Annotated in this window: 17 protein-coding genes, 1 other RNA gene and 2 pseudogenes; 10 read left to right on the top strand and 10 right to left on the bottom strand. The window is 48.3% G+C overall.

Annotated elements, in window-relative coordinates; translation table 11 throughout:
• Positions 1-421 precede the first annotated feature (421 nt).
• From AAHF05_RS17260 to smpB, 3 genes are all read right to left on the bottom strand, one after another.
• Positions 422-1648 (bottom strand): integrase domain-containing protein, encoded by a 1227-nt coding sequence (locus AAHF05_RS17260; protein WP_129325471.1) that lies wholly within the window; start codon positions 1646-1648, stop codon positions 422-424.
• Between the two features lie 168 nt (positions 1649-1816).
• Positions 1817-2180, bottom strand: a transfer-messenger RNA (tmRNA) gene (ssrA, locus tag AAHF05_RS17255).
• Between the two features lie 89 nt (positions 2181-2269).
• Complete coding sequence (smpB, locus tag AAHF05_RS17250) at positions 2270-2752, bottom strand: SsrA-binding protein SmpB (protein WP_008502505.1); 483 nt, start codon at positions 2750-2752, stop codon at positions 2270-2272.
• A 156-nt stretch (positions 2753-2908) separates the two neighbouring features.
• Between smpB and AAHF05_RS17245 the strand changes: the two genes are divergently transcribed.
• Complete coding sequence (locus AAHF05_RS17245; protein WP_195757727.1) at positions 2909-3346, top strand: type II toxin-antitoxin system RatA family toxin; 438 nt, start codon at positions 2909-2911, stop codon at positions 3344-3346.
• Positions 3336-3623, top strand: coding sequence for an RnfH family protein (locus tag AAHF05_RS17240; RefSeq protein ID WP_049007940.1), 288 nt, complete (start codon positions 3336-3338; stop codon positions 3621-3623). Before AAHF05_RS17245 ends, AAHF05_RS17240 begins: the two co-directional genes overlap by 11 nt.
• 111 nt (positions 3624-3734) lie before the next feature.
• On the opposite strand, the gene bamE is transcribed toward AAHF05_RS17240, so the two are convergent.
• From bamE to nadK, 3 genes are all read right to left on the bottom strand, one after another.
• Positions 3735-4073, bottom strand: coding sequence for an outer membrane protein assembly factor BamE (bamE, locus tag AAHF05_RS17235; RefSeq protein WP_014884883.1), 339 nt, complete (start codon positions 4071-4073; stop codon positions 3735-3737).
• A 138-nt stretch (positions 4074-4211) separates the two neighbouring features.
• Positions 4212-5873, bottom strand: coding sequence for a DNA repair protein RecN (gene recN / locus AAHF05_RS17230; protein ID WP_129325469.1), 1662 nt, complete (start codon positions 5871-5873; stop codon positions 4212-4214).
• Positions 5874-5958: 85 nt separating this feature from the next.
• Positions 5959-6837 (bottom strand): NAD(+) kinase, encoded by an 879-nt coding sequence (gene nadK / locus AAHF05_RS17225; protein ID WP_008502500.1) that lies wholly within the window; start codon positions 6835-6837, stop codon positions 5959-5961.
• A 122-nt stretch (positions 6838-6959) separates the two neighbouring features.
• On the opposite strand from nadK, the gene grpE reads away from it, so the two are divergent.
• A complete protein-coding gene (gene grpE / locus AAHF05_RS17220) occupies positions 6960-7553 on the top strand; it encodes a nucleotide exchange factor GrpE (RefSeq protein WP_164989132.1) in 594 nt (197 codons plus the stop codon).
• A 53-nt stretch (positions 7554-7606) separates the two neighbouring features.
• Here grpE and AAHF05_RS17215 read toward each other — a convergent pair whose 3' ends face one another.
• Both AAHF05_RS17215 and AAHF05_RS17210 read right to left on the bottom strand, forming a co-directional pair.
• Positions 7607-8893 (bottom strand): HlyC/CorC family transporter, encoded by a 1287-nt coding sequence (locus AAHF05_RS17215; protein WP_028016737.1) that lies wholly within the window; start codon positions 8891-8893, stop codon positions 7607-7609.
• Between the two features lie 18 nt (positions 8894-8911).
• Entirely contained in the window at positions 8912-9703 is a 792-nt protein-coding gene (locus tag AAHF05_RS17210) for an inner membrane protein YpjD (RefSeq protein WP_032666789.1), read from the bottom strand.
• A gap of 166 nt (positions 9704-9869) precedes the next feature.
• Between AAHF05_RS17210 and ffh the strand changes: the two genes are divergently transcribed.
• The 5 genes from ffh to rplS all read left to right on the top strand — a co-directional run bounded on the left by ffh (position 9870) and on the right by rplS (position 13341).
• Complete coding sequence (gene ffh, locus AAHF05_RS17205; protein ID WP_008502496.1) at positions 9870-11231, top strand: signal recognition particle protein; 1362 nt, start codon at positions 9870-9872, stop codon at positions 11229-11231.
• A gap of 116 nt (positions 11232-11347) precedes the next feature.
• Positions 11348-11596, top strand: coding sequence for a 30S ribosomal protein S16 (gene rpsP, locus AAHF05_RS17200; protein WP_003863133.1), 249 nt, complete (start codon positions 11348-11350; stop codon positions 11594-11596).
• A 15-nt stretch (positions 11597-11611) separates the two neighbouring features.
• Positions 11612-12151, top strand: a complete 540-nt coding sequence (rimM, locus tag AAHF05_RS17195; RefSeq protein WP_049007936.1) for a ribosome maturation factor RimM — start codon at positions 11612-11614, stop codon at positions 12149-12151.
• Between the two features lie 31 nt (positions 12152-12182).
• Positions 12183-12950, top strand: coding sequence for a tRNA (guanosine(37)-N1)-methyltransferase TrmD (gene trmD / locus AAHF05_RS17190; RefSeq protein WP_028016734.1), 768 nt, complete (start codon positions 12183-12185; stop codon positions 12948-12950).
• 43 nt (positions 12951-12993) lie between these two features.
• A complete protein-coding gene (rplS, locus tag AAHF05_RS17185) occupies positions 12994-13341 on the top strand; it encodes a 50S ribosomal protein L19 (protein ID WP_002914145.1) in 348 nt (115 codons plus the stop codon).
• Between the two features lie 213 nt (positions 13342-13554).
• On the opposite strand, the pseudogene AAHF05_RS17180 reads toward rplS, so the two are convergent.
• Together AAHF05_RS17180 and AAHF05_RS17175 are read right to left on the bottom strand one after the other, a co-directional pair.
• Positions 13555-13713 (bottom strand): annotated as a pseudogene (locus AAHF05_RS17180) (phage tail protein); the annotation flags it as partial.
• Positions 13711-14143 (bottom strand): annotated as a pseudogene (locus AAHF05_RS17175) (phage baseplate assembly protein V); the annotation flags it as partial. The pseudogenes AAHF05_RS17175 and AAHF05_RS17180, both read right to left, overlap by 3 nt.
• Before the next feature lie 289 nt (positions 14144-14432).
• Between AAHF05_RS17175 and AAHF05_RS17170 the strand changes: the two are divergent.
• On the top strand, positions 14433-16211 hold the full coding sequence (locus AAHF05_RS17170; protein ID WP_332617057.1) for an AAA family ATPase: 1779 nt from the start codon (positions 14433-14435) through the stop codon (positions 16209-16211).
• The gene (locus tag AAHF05_RS17165; RefSeq protein WP_129325461.1) at positions 16204-17376 is read left to right on the top strand and encodes a hypothetical protein; all 1173 of its coding nucleotides are present in this window, start codon (positions 16204-16206) and stop codon (positions 17374-17376) included. Before AAHF05_RS17170 ends, AAHF05_RS17165 begins: the two co-directional genes overlap by 8 nt.
• The last annotated feature ends 24 nt before the right edge of the window (positions 17377-17400 follow it).

Below are 17400 nucleotides of genomic sequence, written 5' to 3'. Positions count from 1 at the left end.
AATCCTTTCTTGTGTGTAGTAAAAAAGTTAACACTTATCTAAAAAAATGTTCAATTTAATGTGATTAGTCAACCCTACTGACTTATTTATAACTAACTATTTGTAAAAAATAAAGTGTCAATAGACATTATTGTATGTAAATGTTTTTTGTTGTTTATCAGTTGGTTGGGGTTTTAAAAGCTTAAAAACCAAAAACCGTTGCGTATCAATGTCGTGAAAAGTTTTTGGGCCTCCGCTTCAATCAGTGCCTTGTCATCACCTGAAGAAATTAGGGAATATGATATTCCTAACCATCTGAATATTAATGATAAAGTTTTTTATTTCATTAATGGTATCCTGCCTAAACGGGATACTCATAGCCGAGCCTATGACATCAAAACCTTCTCAAGGCTAGCTATACGTCTCAGAATTTGCAACATGGTCAGGCCGCGAGAGCCTTGTGTTTCTGTGCATGAGTGTAATCTCCCCACCACTGCATTAACGCCACTCTTTCAGCAAGATATTCGGCACGGTTATAAGCGGCTATGATCTCATCTTTCTTTGAGTGGGCAAGGGCGGCCTCAAGAACTTCTGTCCTGAACTTACCGGATTCCTCTGCTGCTGTTCTTGCGATAGACCGCATTCCATGAGCAACAAGCTCTCCGCCAAATCCCATACGAATTATGGCCGCATTAGCTGTTTGTTCATGCATATGACTGAGGGGAGCTTTGATGCTGGGGAAGACCCATTCTCTATGACTGCTGATAGGGCGCATGTTTTCAAGTATGCGTAGAGCTTCTTTGCTCAACGGCACTTTGTGAGGACGTTTCATCTTCATGAACTCAGCTGGAATGTTCCAGAATCTGTTCTCTTCATCAATATCGGACCAACGAGCACGGACCGCTTCTCCGGGCCTTACCCACGTCAACAATTGCCACTCGATCAGCATACGGGTTTCTAACCGTATAGATGCGTTAGATAAAGCAACCATGAAGCGTGGTAGCTCATCGGGTGGAAGGGCAGGCATGTTTTGCTTCTTAGGCTTACTGAAACGCTGAGCGAGATTGTCGGCAGGATTGAACTCTATAAGCTCTTCCGTGGCGGCATAGCGAAAGATTTCATTCAGACGGGAAATGATGCGGCGTAGAGTTTCAAGTACACCTCGTTGCTCAATTGGGTCTAGATGCTGCTTGAGCATTTTGGGGCGAATCTCTTTGATAGGAGCATTACCCAGCGTTGGAAAGATGTTCCGTTCAAGACTACGCCAGATATCGTTAGCGTGGTCTTGCGAGAGTCCTGCTGTCTTCTTCTTCTCTTCTAACCAGCGTTCAGCAACTGCTTGCAATGTATTTTCAGTAGCATCTTTCAGGTCATTAGCCACTTTTTCATTATGAACTTGTGGGTCGATGCCGTTTGCGAGCAGTGACAGGTATTCATCACGCATTGCTCTAGCACGAGCAAGGGTAAGATGAGGGTAGTTTCCTAATTTTGTTTTTGTTCGTTTTTTGGTCGCTGGCACTTGATAGTTGAAATACCACACTTTTTTACCACTGGGCTTAACTCTCAACATCAAGCCATCGCCATCATACAGTGTTATCTCTTTGTTATCGTCTGTTGCCTTGGCCTTCTTGATCTGAGTGTCGTTGAGCTTAGTAACGATTCTTGCCATTTTTTAGTATCCCATTTTTAGTAGCCTGAATGGTCGGGGTACTAAACAGGGTGTCATAACAAGTAGTTTCTAGCAATTCTCAGTAGACTTCACTGGACATGAAAAAGGCCGCAACCCTTTCGAGGTGCGGCCTTGATAGTCTTTAGTAGACTTTGTTTTACTAAAAAGTGGTGGAGCTGGCGGGAGTTGAACCCGCGTCCGAAATTTCTACATCCTCGGTACTACATGCTTAGTTTGTCTTTACATTCGCACGCCAGCTGCGGACAGACACGCCACTAACGAACTAGCCTGATTAGTTTTAACGCTTCAACCCCAGGCAGGGCTTCCACGCGATCTCTTTTGGGTTTGACCTCTCTTTGATCCCCGTCTTAAGAGCGGAAGCTAGGGAGAGAGGGCTCAGAGCAGGTTATTAAGCTGCTAAAGCGTAGTTTTCGTCGTTTGCGACTATTTTTTTGCGGCTTTTAACGAGGCAAACCGCCCCTCGGCATGCACCTTGGGTTTCGCAAATCCCGTCGAATCCAGAATCAGCCCCAATAGTGTTGAACTGAGTATACCAGATTTCACTTCCTGGATACCAGCCCGGAACGCTAACTTATTGAATAGTACAATAAGTGTGCAGAATCAACGCCCTGCATTTTTCATGATGCGCGCTTTGTCGAGCTGCCACTCGCGCTCTTTCAGGTCAGTACGTTTATCGTGCTGTTTTTTACCCTTCGCAACGCCAACTTTCACTTTGCACCAGGCATTTTTCCAGTACAGCGACAGAGCAACCACGGTGAAACCTTCACGGTTGATGCGACCGTAGAGGGATTCCAGCTCGCGCTTGTTCAGCAGCAGTTTACGTGTGCGTGTTGGGTCACAAACATAGTGCGAAGAGGCGACAGTCAGCGGCGTAAAGTTCGCGCCGAACAGGAAGGCTTCACCATCTTTCAGGATCACGTAGCTATCGCCGATGTTGGCTTTCCCGGCGCGCAGCGATTTTACTTCCCAGCCCTGCAAGGCAAGGCCAGCTTCGAATTCTTCTTCAATGAAATACTCATGGCGAGCACGCTTGTTGAGCGCAATGGTCGCCGAGCCTGGTTTATGTGCTTTTTTCTTCGTCATAAGTGTCGTAAAGCCGTCGGTAATCTGATTTCAAAAAGTCACCTCATTGCGTCCTGTGAGGTCTAACGCGCTATCTTAGCACGAGATGAGGCTTAGCGTTTTTTTAACAGGTGATAAATGTTATTATTTGTCCGTTGTGTGACCATGGGAAATGCTATGCCTCAGATTAGCCGTACTGCGCTTGTGCCTTACAGCGCGGAACAAATGTATCAGTTAGTGAACGATGTTCAGTCTTATCCAGCGTTTATTCCTGGATGTACCGGGAGCCGTGTTCTGGAGTCTGGTCCAACGCAGATGACCGCAGCGGTGGATGTCTCCAAAGCGGGGATCAGCAAGACGTTCACCACGCGTAATACGCTGACGAGTAATCAGAGTATTTTGATGCATCTGGTGGATGGTCCGTTTAAAACGCTGATGGGTGGCTGGAAGTTTACGCCCCTGAGCGCTGACGCCTGTCGTATCGAGTTCCATCTGGACTTTGAGTTTACGAATAAACTGATTGAGCTGGCGTTTGGTCGCATCTTTAAAGAGCTGGCTTCTAATATGGTTCAGGCGTTCACCACCCGCGCCAAAGAGGTTTACAGTGTCGCATAAGATTGCTGTGGAAGTGGTGTACGCGCTGCCGGAGAAGCAGTATCTGCAACGTGTAGCGCTGGAAGAGGGCGCGACTGTTGAGATGGCTATCCGCGCTTCCGGCATCCTTGAGCTTCGCAGTGATATTGACCTGGCGAAGAATAAAGTCGGGATTTACAGCCGCCCGGTTAAGCTGGGTGATGTGCTGAAAGAAGGTGACCGGGTGGAGATTTATCGTCCGTTGATAGCCGACCCGAAAGAGCTGCGTCGTCAGCGTGCGGAGAAAGCGGCTAAGTAGCGCTTTCTTCCCCGGTGACGCTGACGCGTACCGGAGCGCTACGTCTCTGTGCAAGAATTCAGAAACAAAAAAGGTGCTCATTGAGCACCTTTTTGCATTTCTGACGCCTGATTATTTGGTCAGGGCAGGCTTGTTGTCGATGTTGGTCAACACACCAGCGCTGCTGAAGGTCAGCGTCAGGGTTTGCTGGGTCACATCTTCGTGGCCCGGTTGCTGACGGAATACATAGAACCAGGTGTTTGTGCCGAACGGATCGGACATCATCGGGGTTCCCAGTGCATAAGCGACCTGCTGTTGTGTCATCCCCACACGGATTTTGGACACATCGTTAGGGGTAAGGTAGTTCCCCTGGTTGATGTCAGGACGGTAAACCACTTTCTCCAGAGTGGAACAGCCTGCGGTCAACATCAGAAGAACCGCTGCGGCAGCGGTCAGCATTTTACAACGCATAGTGATTTGATTCCTTTTCGGGCCCGAGCAGAACGCGGCTCATATGTAATATGCCGATGATAATAGACCTTGCCCCACTTTGAAACCGGTCTGGCGGCGTTTTTGTTGTTCTCTATGACCCTGAGATCCCGAAAAAGTTTATGCCGCCAGCAGTTCTTTCGCGTTTGCGAGTGTATTACGCGTGACTTCACTGCCGCCAAGCAGACGAGCCAGCTCCTGTAGACGCGCACGTTTATCGAGCGGTTTCATGTGCGTTTCCGTCATTTCACCGTCGGTTTCTTTACTGACGATAAAGTGATGATGACCACAGCCTGCCACCTGTGGCAGGTGGGTAACACACATGACTTGTGTTGATTCACCTAACTGACGCAGCAGCTTACCGACTACCGCCGCCGTTGGACCGCTGATCCCAACATCCACTTCATCGAAAATCAGCGCCGGGGTTTCCATTTTACGCGCTGTAATCACCTGAATCGCCAGTGCGATACGCGACAACTCACCGCCGGACGCCACTTTGGAGATGGCCTGCAGCGGCTGACCGGGGTTAGTGGTGACGCGGAACTCAATACGATCCGCACCTTCTGCCGTCAGCACATTCTCTTCAAAGCGGACATCGATCGTAAATACGCCGTGCGGCATCGCCAGCGTGTGCATACTGTCGGTGATGTGCTGACTTAACTCTTGGGCATAATGCACTCGAATCTCATGCAGTTGTTTCGCTGTTGCCAGCGCCTGTTCATGATGCAGGTTCACCGCCAGAGAGAGGGTTTCCTGCGAGTCAGCCTGATCGTCAAGCTGCTGCTGTTCTCCCAGCAGAGACTGATAGTAATTTGGCAGTTCTTCCGGCGTAACGTGGTGCTTACGGGCCAGTGAGATCTGACGGGAGATGCGTTGTTCCAGCTCAAACAGACGGTTCGGGTCGAGATCCAGACGTTCACAGTAGTGGCGCAATTCATCACCGGCTTCTGAAATCTGAATCGCGGCCTCTTCCAGCATATCCAGTACGCCAGAAAGTTTGCTGTCCATGCCAGCCAGTTCGGTAACCAGTTGACGAACGTTATACAGCTGGCTTTGCAGGTTCACGTCTTCGCCATCCGCAAGCATGTTGAGGGCGTTCTGACTGGTTGAAAGCAGGTGACCGCTGTTGGCCAGACGCTTGTACTCTTCGTCGATTTGCTCAAACTCACCCGCCTGCGGGTTGAATTCGTTCAACTCTTTTAACTGGTATTCCAAAAGCTCGGCGCGTGCTGCGCGCTCCTGGCTTTGCTGCTGGTGCTGGGCAAGCTCACGGCAGCTTTGATGCCACTGGCGATAGTGTTCTGCCATAAGCTGAGTAAGCGCGTACTCACCCGCATAGCCATCAAGCAGGGCTTTCTGCTGTTCTGGTTTGACGAGTTGCTGATGTGCGTGCTGGCCGTGGATCTGGATAAGCAACTGGCCGAGCTCGCGGAGCTGGGAGAGTGGAACCGCCGTACCGTTGATAAAGCCACGTGAACGACCGTCGCTGCTGATCACGCGGCGAAGTAAACACTCACGTCCGTCTTCCAGTTGGTTTTGTTCCAGCCAGCGCTGGGCGGCAGGGGTGTCTTTCAGGGAGAAGCGGGCACAGAGATCGGCACGGTTTGCGCCCATGCGCACCATGTCTCCCTCGGCACGGCCGCCAAGGCACAAGCCGAGGGCATCAATGGCAATGGATTTACCCGCACCGGTTTCCCCGGTGATCGCCGTCATGCCGCTGTGGAAATCGATCTCAAGCTCACGAACAATGGCAAAGTTGCTGATGGTCAGTTGTGCCAGCATAATTGTTTTCCTGTATGAAAAACCATAACTGTGTTTTCATACAGTATAAACTGGTTTTATATACAGTAAAGCGCTGGATGCAAAATCAGAACAATTTTTTTGACCAGCCAAGCTTCGAGCTTAATGTGTTGAAATAGCTGTAGTCTTTCGGGTGAATGAGATTCAGGTGGTAATCACACCGACGAATCAGCACGTCTTCCCCTTCCTGAATCGGCAGCGCTATCTGGCTGTCACAGCTGATCTCCAGGTCATTTCGGCGGTGGGAGAAGCGCAGACGAATGGTGCTGTCACCGTTGATGACCAGCGGACGGGCGGAAAGCGTGTGCGGGAACATTGGCACCAGCGTTATGGCGTCCAGGGAAGGGGTTAGGATCGGGCCACCGGCAGAAAGGGAGTAGGCGGTTGAGCCGGTCGGGGTGGAGATAATCAGCCCATCAGAACGCTGGGAGAAGGCAAAGATTTCGTCGATATAGACTTCGAACTCGATCATGTGCGCCACTTTACCGGGGTGAAGGACCACCTCGTTAATCGCGGTGCTGATGCGCTTCTGGCAGTCCTGCTGGCATACCTGCGCTTCCAGTAAGAAGCGTTTTTCGCTGATATAGTGGCCTTCCAGAACGTCAGCCAACTGTTGCTGGGCATTATCCGGGTCGAGGTCAGTTAAAAAACCGAGATTGCCACGGTTGATGCCGATGACCTTGATGTCATAACGCGCCAGCGTGCGGGCCGCGCCGAGCATGTTGCCGTCACCGCCGACCACCACGGCGAGATCCGCCTGTTGGCCAATTTCCGCCAGCGTACCGGTCTTGACGCTCTTCAGCTGCAGCTCCTGTGCAATCTGCTGCTCAACCATCACTTCATAGCCTTTGCTACACAGCCAGCGATACAACATTTCATGTGTCGTCAATGCGGTAGGGTGACGCGGATGCCCGACGATCCCAATACACCTGAAATGATTATTCATTTTCTGGAGGTCCTTGTGCCTGATGAATGATGACAATCTGTCTTGTTCCCTTGAATCCCGGAAACTGATCCCCATAATAAGCGAAGTTAGCGAGATGAATGCAGAAAAACGCGGAGAAATTCATGAGTAGTAAAGAACAGAAAACGCCTGAGGGGCAAGCCCCTGAAGAAATTATCACGGAACAGCACGATGAAGTTGAGGCTGTAGAGCCAGACGCATCTGCTGAGCAGGTGGACCCGCGCGATGAAAAAATTGCGAATCTGGAAGCCCAACTGGTAGAAGCACAGAATCGCGAACGCGAAGGTGTTCTGCGCATCAAGGCTGAAATGGAAAACCTGCGTCGTCGTACCGAACTGGACGTTGAAAAAGCGCATAAATTTGCGTTGGAGAAATTCGTCAACGAACTGCTGCCGGTGATTGATAGCCTCGATCGCGCGCTGGAAGTAGCGGATAAAGCGAATCCGGACAACGCGGCGATGATCGAGGGTATCGAACTGACGCTGAAATCCATGCTCGACGTGGTGCGTAAGTTTGGCGTGGAAGTGATTGCCGATACCAACGTTCCGCTGGATCCAAACGTTCACCAGGCGATTGCGATGGTGGAGTCCGAAGAGGTGGAAGCCGGTAAAGTGCTGGGCGTGATGCAGAAAGGTTACACCCTGAACGGCCGTACCATTCGCGCAGCGATGGTGACCGTGGCAAAAGCGAAAGCGTAATTTGCCGCCCTGTAGTGCCGGGCGGTGGTTTCGCCTTGCCCGGCACTACAACATTATTCCGCGATACTTTCGCGCAGGGGTTTAACGGGAAGGACTTTCACCTGCTTAATCATGTTGTCCTGCACGTCCAGGATATCAATATCGTACTGTTCAATTCGCACCCGCGTGCCCGCTGCCGGGATCTCTTCCAGTGCTTCCAGAATCATGCCATTCATGGTTCGCGCTTCATCTTCCGGTAAATGCCAGTTAAAGGCTTTGTTGAGTTCGCGAATGTTGGCGCTACCGTCAATCAGCACCGAGCCGTCGTTTTGTGGGGTCACTTCTTCCGCAAGAGAAGGAGACATTGAGGTGGTAAAGTCCCCGACAATCTCTTCCAGAATATCTTCGACCGTCACCAGCCCCTGAATATCGCCGTACTCATCGACCACCAGACCGACTTTCTTCTTGTTACGCTGGAATTTCACCAGCTGCGTGCTGAGCGGTGTTCCTTCCGGCACGTAGTAAATCTCATCGGCGGCGCGCAGCATGACTTCTTTGGTGAACTCTTTTTTCTCGGTCATCAGGCGATAAGCTTCGCGCACGCGCAGCATGCTGATGGCGTCATCGAGAGAGTCGCGATAGAGCACAATACGCCCGTGCGGGGAGTGTGTCAGCTGGCGGACAATGGCTTTCCAGTCGTCGTTGATGTCGATACCCACGATTTCGTTACGCGGCACCATGATGTCGTTCACGCTCACCTTCTCCAGATCAAGCACCGACAGGAGCATGTCCTGATTACGTCGGGAGATCTGCGAGCGGGATTCATTCACGATGGTGCGCAGTTCGTCTTTGCTGAGCGCGCTACTGATGGTGACGTCTGCTTTGATACCCACCATCCGCATCAGGAGGCGCGTCACCATGTTCAGCAGCCAGACCAGCGGCATCATCAGGATCAGCAGCGGTGCCAGCAAGAAGCTGCTCGGGTAGGCGACTTTCTCAGGGTAAAGCGCGGCGATGGTTTTCGGCAGCACTTCGGCAAACACCAATACCACAAACGTCAGCACGCCGGTGGCAATAGCGACCCCGGCATTGCCGTACAGGCGCATCCCGACGATGGTGCCCAGCGCAGAGGCAAGAATGTTGACAAGGTTATTGCCAATCAGCACTAGGCTTATCAGGCGATCCGGCTTGCGGAGCAGTTTTTCGACGCGACGGGCGGCACGGTTACCCTGCTTAGCACGATGACGCAACCGGTAGCGGTTTAAGGTCATCATGCCGGTTTCCGAGCCAGAGAAATAGGCGGAGATGACCACCATGACGATCAGCGTAACGATCAGCGTGGTGGTAGAGATGTGTTCCAGGGGGAACTCCTTTGTTTCTTAGCCAGCAAATTGCTGTATGAAGCGGCTGCCAAAATAGGCAAGGGTGAGAATGCCCGCACCCGCGACGTTGAACCAGACCACGCGGCGACCGCGCCAGCCTTCATGATAATGGCCCCAGAGCAGGACAATATAGACAAACCACGCAACGATAGAGAGTACCGCTTTATCGATATTCTCCACGCTGAACAGGTTTTTCATGTAGAACAGGCCCGTGCAAAGCGTGAGCGTCAGCAGAACCACGCCCACCTGGGTGATGTGGAACATTTTACGTTCAATGACCATCAGCGGCGGCATCTCGTGGTTAAACGCCAGCTTTTTGTTTTTGAGCTGGTAGTCAATCCAGGCGAGCTGCATGGCGTAGAGCGCAGCGATAATCAGCGTCGCGTAAGCAAAGAGCGACAGGCCGATATGCACCAGCATACCCGGTGTCGCCTCCAGATGCGTAATGAACTCATTGGGCATAAAGGTGGCTAAAGCCAGATTGATCAGCGCAAAGGTATAGACAATCGGCAGCAGTAACCAGCCGCGATTCTTAGAGGCCACAATGGTCATCACCGTGCAGATCATCAGGCTGACCAGCGAGCCGACGTTGAGGACGCTCAGGTTTTGCACGCTGCCGTCGCCGGGAATGATGCGTGATTCCAGCGCAAAGGCGTGGCTTATCAGTGCGATCACCGCGGAAAGAATAGCCATGCGCCGCCAGCCGCTGTTTTTTTGCAGCAGTCCGGGAATGATCAGCGCGAGACTGACAGAGTAGGCAACAAGGGCGATCAGTGCGAAAACAGGCATATAGGCATCGACAGTTGTCTTAATAAGAAAGAGAAGCAGTATAACGTTACGTGACGCCTGCTCCAACCGTTGCATAACAACAAAGGCGCCTTCATGTTATACTCCGGCAAAATTCTGTGTATGTGTCGCTCATGGCGGCCCAACGTTTCTACTCAGGCGAGAGACAATGTTTGATAATTTAACCGATCGTTTGTCGCGCACGCTGCGCAACATCAGCGGCCGCGGACGCCTTACCGAAGACAACATCAAGGAAACGCTGCGCGAAGTGCGCATGGCGCTGCTGGAAGCAGACGTGGCGTTGCCGGTTGTGCGTGATTTTATCAACCGCGTTAAAGAGAAAGCGGTTGGTCATGAAGTTAACAAGAGCCTGACCCCGGGTCAGGAGTTCGTCAAAATCGTTCGTAACGAACTGGTTTCGGCGATGGGTGAAGAGAACCAGGTGCTTAACCTGGCGGCTCAGCCACCGGCCGTGGTGCTGATGGCGGGTCTGCAGGGTGCGGGTAAAACGACCAGCGTCGGTAAGCTGGGTAAATTCCTGCGCGAGAAGCACAAGAAGAAAGTGCTGGTGGTGTCTGCGGACGTTTATCGCCCGGCGGCGATCAAACAGCTGGAAACGCTGGCAGAGCAGGTTGGCGTGGATTTCTTCCCGTCAGACGTGGCTCAGAAACCTGTCGACATCGTTAATGCCGCGCTGAAAGAGGCGAAGCTGAAATTCTACGACGTGCTGCTGGTGGATACCGCCGGTCGTCTGCACGTTGACGAAGCGATGATGGACGAAATCAAGCAGGTGCATGCCTCTATCAATCCGGTAGAAACCCTGTTTGTTGTCGACGCCATGACCGGTCAGGATGCGGCAAATACCGCGAAAGCGTTTAATGAAGCGCTGCCGTTAACCGGTGTAGTCCTGACCAAAGTGGACGGTGACGCCCGTGGCGGTGCGGCCCTCTCGATTCGTCATATCACCGGTAAGCCGATTAAATTCCTCGGCGTGGGCGAAAAAACTGAAGCGCTGGAGCCGTTCCATCCGGATCGTATTGCCTCCCGTATTCTCGGCATGGGTGACGTGCTGTCGCTGATCGAAGATATCGAGAGCAAGGTTGACCGCGCGCAGGCTGAAAAGCTGGCGAGCAAGCTGAAAAAAGGCGACGGTTTCGATCTGACCGACTTCCTTGAGCAACTGCGTCAGATGAAAAACATGGGCGGCATGGCCAGCCTGATGGGCAAACTGCCGGGCATGGGCCAGATCCCTGACAATGTGAAAGCGCAGATGGATGACAAGGTGCTGGTGCGTATGGAGGCGATCATCAACTCGATGACCCTTAAAGAACGTGCTAACCCGGACATCATCAAAGGTTCCCGTAAACGCCGTATCGCAGCCGGTTGCGGCATGCAGGTGCAGGACGTTAACCGCCTTCTGAAACAGTTCGACGACATGCAGCGCATGATGAAGAAAATGAAGAAAGGCGGCATGGCGAAGATGATGCGTGGGATGAAAGGGATGATGCCCCCAGGCTTTCCAGGACGTTAATCGCTTTTGAGATTGCTTTTTGCCCGAAAATGAGTAAAATTTTCGGGCTTTTAATATGACACCCGGGCTCCGTTCCTCGATGGGGCCCGGTTGTTTTATTCACACAAGAGGATGTTATGGTAACTATTCGTTTAGCACGTCACGGCGCTAAAAAGCGTCCGTTCTACCAGGTTGTTGTGACTGACAGCCGTAATGCACGCAACGGTCGCTTCATCGAGCGCGTTGGTTTCTTCAACCCGCTGGCCGCTGGCGCAGAAGAAGAAACTCGTCTGGATCTGGATCGTATCGCTCACTGGGTTGGCCAGGGCGCTACTGTTTCCGATCGCGTTGCTACGCTGATCAAAGCAGCAAACAAAGCAGCTTAATCTGTCACGGTGGTCATGATGAGCAATAAAGCACCTGTTGAACCGATCGTATTGGGAAAAATGGGTTCTTGCTACGGTATCCGTGGTTGGCTCAGAGTGTTTTCCTCCACTGAAGACGCTGATAGCATTTTTAATTACCAGCCCTGGTTTATCCAGAAAGGCGGTAAGTGGGAAGAGGTCGAGCTGGAAAGCTGGCGTCACCACAATCAGGACATCATCATCAAGCTGAAAGGCGTTGACGATCGTGATGCCGCGAATGCGCTGACTAATTGTGAAATTGTCGTGGATTCGTCGCAGTTGCCGGCGCTGGAAGAGGGTGACTACTACTGGAAAGACCTTATGGGTTGCCAGGTCGTTACCACCGAAGGCTACAGCCTGGGGAAAGTCATCGATATGATGGAAACCGGGTCAAATGACGTTCTCGTCATCAAGGCAAACCTGAAAGATGCATTTGGCATCAAGGAGCGGTTGGTCCCGTTCCTCGATGGACAGGTTATCAAGAAAGTCGATCTCACTACTCAAACCATTGAAGTAGATTGGGATCCTGGTTTTTAAATTCTCCGGATAAACGGTAAAAGACGGCGCTATGTGGATTGGCATAATTAGCCTGTTTCCTGAAATGTTCCGCGCGATTACCGATTACGGGGTAACTGGCCGGGCAGTAAAGAATGGCCTGCTGAGCATCCAGAGCTGGAGTCCTCGTGACTTTACTCATGACCGGCACCGTACCGTGGACGATCGTCCTTACGGTGGCGGACCGGGGATGTTAATGATGGTGCAACCCTTACGGGACGCCATTCACACAGCAAAAGCCGCGGCAGGTGAAGGCGCAAAGGTGATTTATCTGTCACCTCAGGGACGCAAGCTTGATCAAGCGGGCGTGAGCGAACTGGCGACGAATCAAAAGCTGATTCTGGTCTGTGGTCGCTACGAAGGGATAGATGAGCGCGTAATTCAAACCGAGATTGACGAAGAATGGTCTATCGGCGATTACGTTCTCAGCGGTGGTGAGTTACCCGCAATGACGCTGATTGACTCCGTCGCCCGGTTTATTCCGGGGGTTCTGGGTCACGAAGCTTCAGCAACGGAAGATTCCTTTGCTGATGGATTGCTGGACTGCCCACACTATACTCGTCCTGAAGTGTTAGAAGGGATGGAAGTACCGGCAGTGTTACTGTCTGGAAACCATGCCGGGATACGTCGCTGGCGTTTGAAGCAGTCGCTGGGCCGAACCTGGCTTAGAAGACCTGAACTTCTGGAAAACCTGGCTCTGACTGAAGAGCAAGCAAAGTTGCTGGCCGAGTTCAAAACTGAACACGCGCAACAGCAGCATGAACATGATGGGAATGCGTAATACGCTCCCGAATATCAGTTTACCCAGGATAAGAGATTAAATTATGAGCAACATTATTAAGCAACTTGAACAAGAGCAGATGAAGCAGGACGTACCTTCCTTCCGTCCAGGTGACACCGTGGAAGTGAAAGTATGGGTTGTTGAAGGTTCCAAAAAACGTCTGCAGGCATTCGAGGGCGTGGTTATCGCTATTCGTAACCGCGGTCTGCACTCTGCATTCACTGTTCGTAAAATTTCCAACGGCGAAGGCGTTGAGCGTGTCTTCCAGACTCACTCTCCGGTAGTTGACAGCATTGCTGTTAAACGTCGTGGTGCTGTACGTAAAGCTAAACTGTACTACCTGCGTGAGCGTACTGGTAAGTCTGCTCGTATTAAAGAGCGTCTGAACTAATAACGCGCTTTCGCAACATCCGAAAGCTTGTAGAAAACAAGGGGTTAGCGTAATGCTAATCCCTTTTTTCATTTTAGTGTTCACGGAATGTCCACGCAGATCGCGTAATGTCCATGAGTGATCATTAGCCACAGGCAATAAAAAAACTGCCGAATCCTGGGTTGCCATCTCCATGGATGAATCGATAGCGAGCTCGACGGACTCAAGGTCTGACAGGATGATAATCGTGCGCAGGGTTTGCGCACGCCCGGAACCTTCCTCCAGTTTCGGCTTGTAGCTTTCCGCCATGCTACCAACGGCGGCCAGCGTGCCGGTGTCGCCATAAAGCCCCATCTCACGCAGCCAGAAGCCGCCCTTTTCAGGCGGGATCACCTGCACGACGGATACTGTGGCGGTGATGGTGTCAGATGCCATAACGTCGGCAGTTTTAATGCCACTCACGGTTAAGGCACTGGTTTCGGGTTCGTACTCGATAACCGCACCGTCGGGAAAGACAATGTGAAAAGCATCGGCAGAGGTCGAGGGCGCGGGTTGCTCATCAGAGAAAATGGCAGGCAGCACAAACGCCGTATCGAGTTCACCGCCCACGGCCAGAATGAGCACCTGCTTGCCCACAGAAGGTGCCCACCATGTGCGTGAATGCCCAGCACGGGAGGTCAGCCATTGGAGCCAGTCGGTGACAATGCCGCCGGTTTGCACGCGGCAGCGACCGGAATCGAGGTCGATCATCAATGATGACACCGGTGCGGATCAGATTGTGCATTAGGCGCAGAATGTCCTGAAGGATGGTTTGAGTTTTCATGCGGGAGAGGATGCCGCCAAGAGGGCGTGTCGGCAATTCAACGGGGTTTGATGCTGGATGAGACAACAGCCAGTCAGTAAGTTAGTGCGCAAATCTGATCCCCTTATTGCAAGGCAGGGGCGATTTCTATAATATTTAAATAAAGCGGCTAGCTATTCGCCAGATGCGCGTTTTCAAACATACCATTATTGATTCAATGGGAAGCTGATCACTCTATCTATGTCAGAATTTGGACAAGCCCTATCAAAAGGGTATTATATATAAAAACTCAATTAAGAATGGTTGCACTATGGAATTAATAGCTCTTTACATCGAGGATTATAATGGTGTCCTTGATAGTTTCATCAAATTAAGTAGTAAGTTTTCAATCAAATATGATCATAAAAGCTTGACCATCCGCGAAGGCATTGACCGTGACATATATTATGATGATATTCCTTCAACTCTATTAATCGGACAAAATGGCACGGGCAAAACCACCATTTTAACCTTTATTGAGGACTTTCATTATGAAAATGAAAACACTGGGTTTATGGTATGGCATTCTAATAACAAAATATATGTAACTTGCAAAGGAATCCAACCATCTCATATCAGTTCACATTACTCCACCAAGATAATTTATAACGCCGTCGATTTCTTTACTGAAAATGATATATTCACGATTAAATCCAACAACACTGTTGATTTTAATTCATACTTATTCGGTAGTAGAAAGGGCACAGCTAAAAACTTTATCGACATATCATTATCAAATACAGGTAGAGGCAAATCTAATAAAAAACAAGAAATAGCTAAGATTGCCAAATTTATCAATGCTGGTAGATCGCTACCGGATACTATAAATCAGGATAAAATATCAATTTTAGCAAGACTTTCACTCTCTGGCGCGGAGCGAACAAAGGCCATATTAAAAGACTCTGACTTTAGAAATAAGTATGGCGATATGCTTATTTCTCTTTTTAATCATTATTACGAAAAATACAATAACACACCAACCCCATATGGATACCCTTCAAAAGAATATCAATTTATCAAGTATAATGATTTTATGTCCTATACTAATTTCAAAAATAAAAATTGGGGATTAACATTTTTTTCTTTTATTTTCAGTAAGCTTTCAAGCGATCGTCAATTAGCTCACTCAGTGTCAGATGTAATTTTCTTTACGCTAACATCCATTCTTTATTCATTTTCTAAAAAATTAACAAGCGACAAGCACAATGCAGACTTTTTATATTTAAAATTTGTAGTGGCATTATTCTTCTCCAATGGCCGGAATTATATAAATGAAATAGAATTTACAATTAAAGATCACGCAGTGGTCGCCGATGAAGATAAAGTAATTAAAGAACTCATAAAACTCAAAAAGGATGTTAACCTCGTCCAAGAAATAATATACAAGTTATTTAACAGTAATGACAAAATAAGAACAAATGAATTAGAATTGAATTTTTATATAAACTCACCCGAAACCGCTGCGGATTTAATAAGCATGTCAAATGCATTGCCTAAAGAATTTGATGCTCTATTTAGCATCGAATGGAATGGGTTGAGTAGTGGGGAAGTTTCATTGTTACATCTTTTCTCGAGCCTATATAATTCAATTGATAAAATAAATTCCTCAAGAAATAAAAGAAAAATACTATTACTTCTTGATGAGATAGATCTGTACTTGCATCCAGAGTGGCAACGTAAAATATTTTCAGACATATTAGATATGTTAAATGAATTCAATGAAACCATAAGTTTTCAAATACTAATGTCATCGCACTCACCTATAATTGCTTCTGACTTCTTACCTGTAGATATAATATCCTTGACTCGAGGCCACAATAGAGAAATAGTTACAGGCACACTTGAGTCAATTGGCTTTGGGGAATCAATTGAAAAAACCATGAGCCAAGGTTTTTTCTTAAAAGCAACAGTTGGTGAGAGAGTTTTGAAGAAGGTAGAAGAGTTAGTTAAAAGGAAGAATGACAGATCATTTATTAACGACAATGAATATATAACCTCTCTGATAAAAAATAAATTCCTTACATATATTTTGGGGGTGAAAAATGATTAAAGTCCCTACTAAATTCTCTCCAGAGTTCATTGAAGAGTACTATAATATTGTTTCTGATATGGTGTTTCTCAATAAGATAAATGAGTACAATGATGAAACAGCGGAATACCGTGAATTTAAATATTACTTGAGCCAAAATTTTCTCAAAATAATAACTGCGAGTTTTAATGAGTTGTTAGATGTTTTAACGGAAGTAAACAACCTATATCCTATTATTTCTGAATGCTACAACCCCCAAAAATTTTTCAAAGGAACTGACCTGAACGAGATATCTTCGATACTTGAAATAATGAGCATACATCTAAGAGGCGATGCAAATCTTAATAGAATATGCGCACTCAAGAGCGATGCAATAAATGAAATCTCAATTGTCAATAGAAGACTGCAAAGTCATTACGTTGATTTTTATATCTCAGAACTAAATAATTCTAATGATGCACACTCAATAAAATCATGTTGCAAAAAAATATATACAACTTTAAATGATGGAAATATAGACCTAGAAGTAGCTCCTGAATGGGTTAGGCAGTTAAAAAATATAATGTCCTATGAATCCATACCTAGTGAAGTACTTCGTAAAGTTGGTGATGAGCTTGCATTGGATTATTGCCCGATGTGTAACGAATCTCAAGTTGGAAATATAACTGATGAGAATAGAGTTTATAGGCAGGCTCTTGATCATTTTCTTCCAAAATCAAAATATCCAATTTTTTCATTAAGCATTTATAACCTTATTCCTTGTTGCAATACATGTAACTCTTTATTCAAGAGAGACAAAGATACTTTGTCTCCTCCCCATGCAAACCCTTATATTCAAGGTTCAGATGAGCATGTTATTTTCGACATCGAAGCATTAGCTCTGGCCATGCTTTATAAAAAAGAATCAGGATCGAGAGTGAGATTCATTGCAACAAATACCAATGTTGACAATAATATTAAGTTATTCAAGCTATTAGGTGGGTATAATAAAAGAGAGACTAAACGTCAGATACTTAGAATTATGTCACTTTTTAATAGTTATTATGCGAAGTGGAACGCAACCATGACCTATGAAGAATTCCTAGTTGATATAGTTGATTATGACAGCTCTAAGCTACCATACGAAATTATTTATGGGAAATTCAAAATGGATTTGTTAGATTTCATGGAGAAAGTAAATCGCTAACCATTTTGGAAGAATTATTTTTTC

It is taken from the genome of Enterobacter adelaidei (genome assembly GCF_041937165.1).
Taxonomy (GTDB): domain Bacteria; phylum Pseudomonadota; class Gammaproteobacteria; order Enterobacterales; family Enterobacteriaceae; genus Enterobacter; species Enterobacter adelaidei.
The sequence above is the reverse complement of the archived record's forward strand: the minus strand, read 5'-3'. Positions and strand labels throughout refer to the sequence as shown.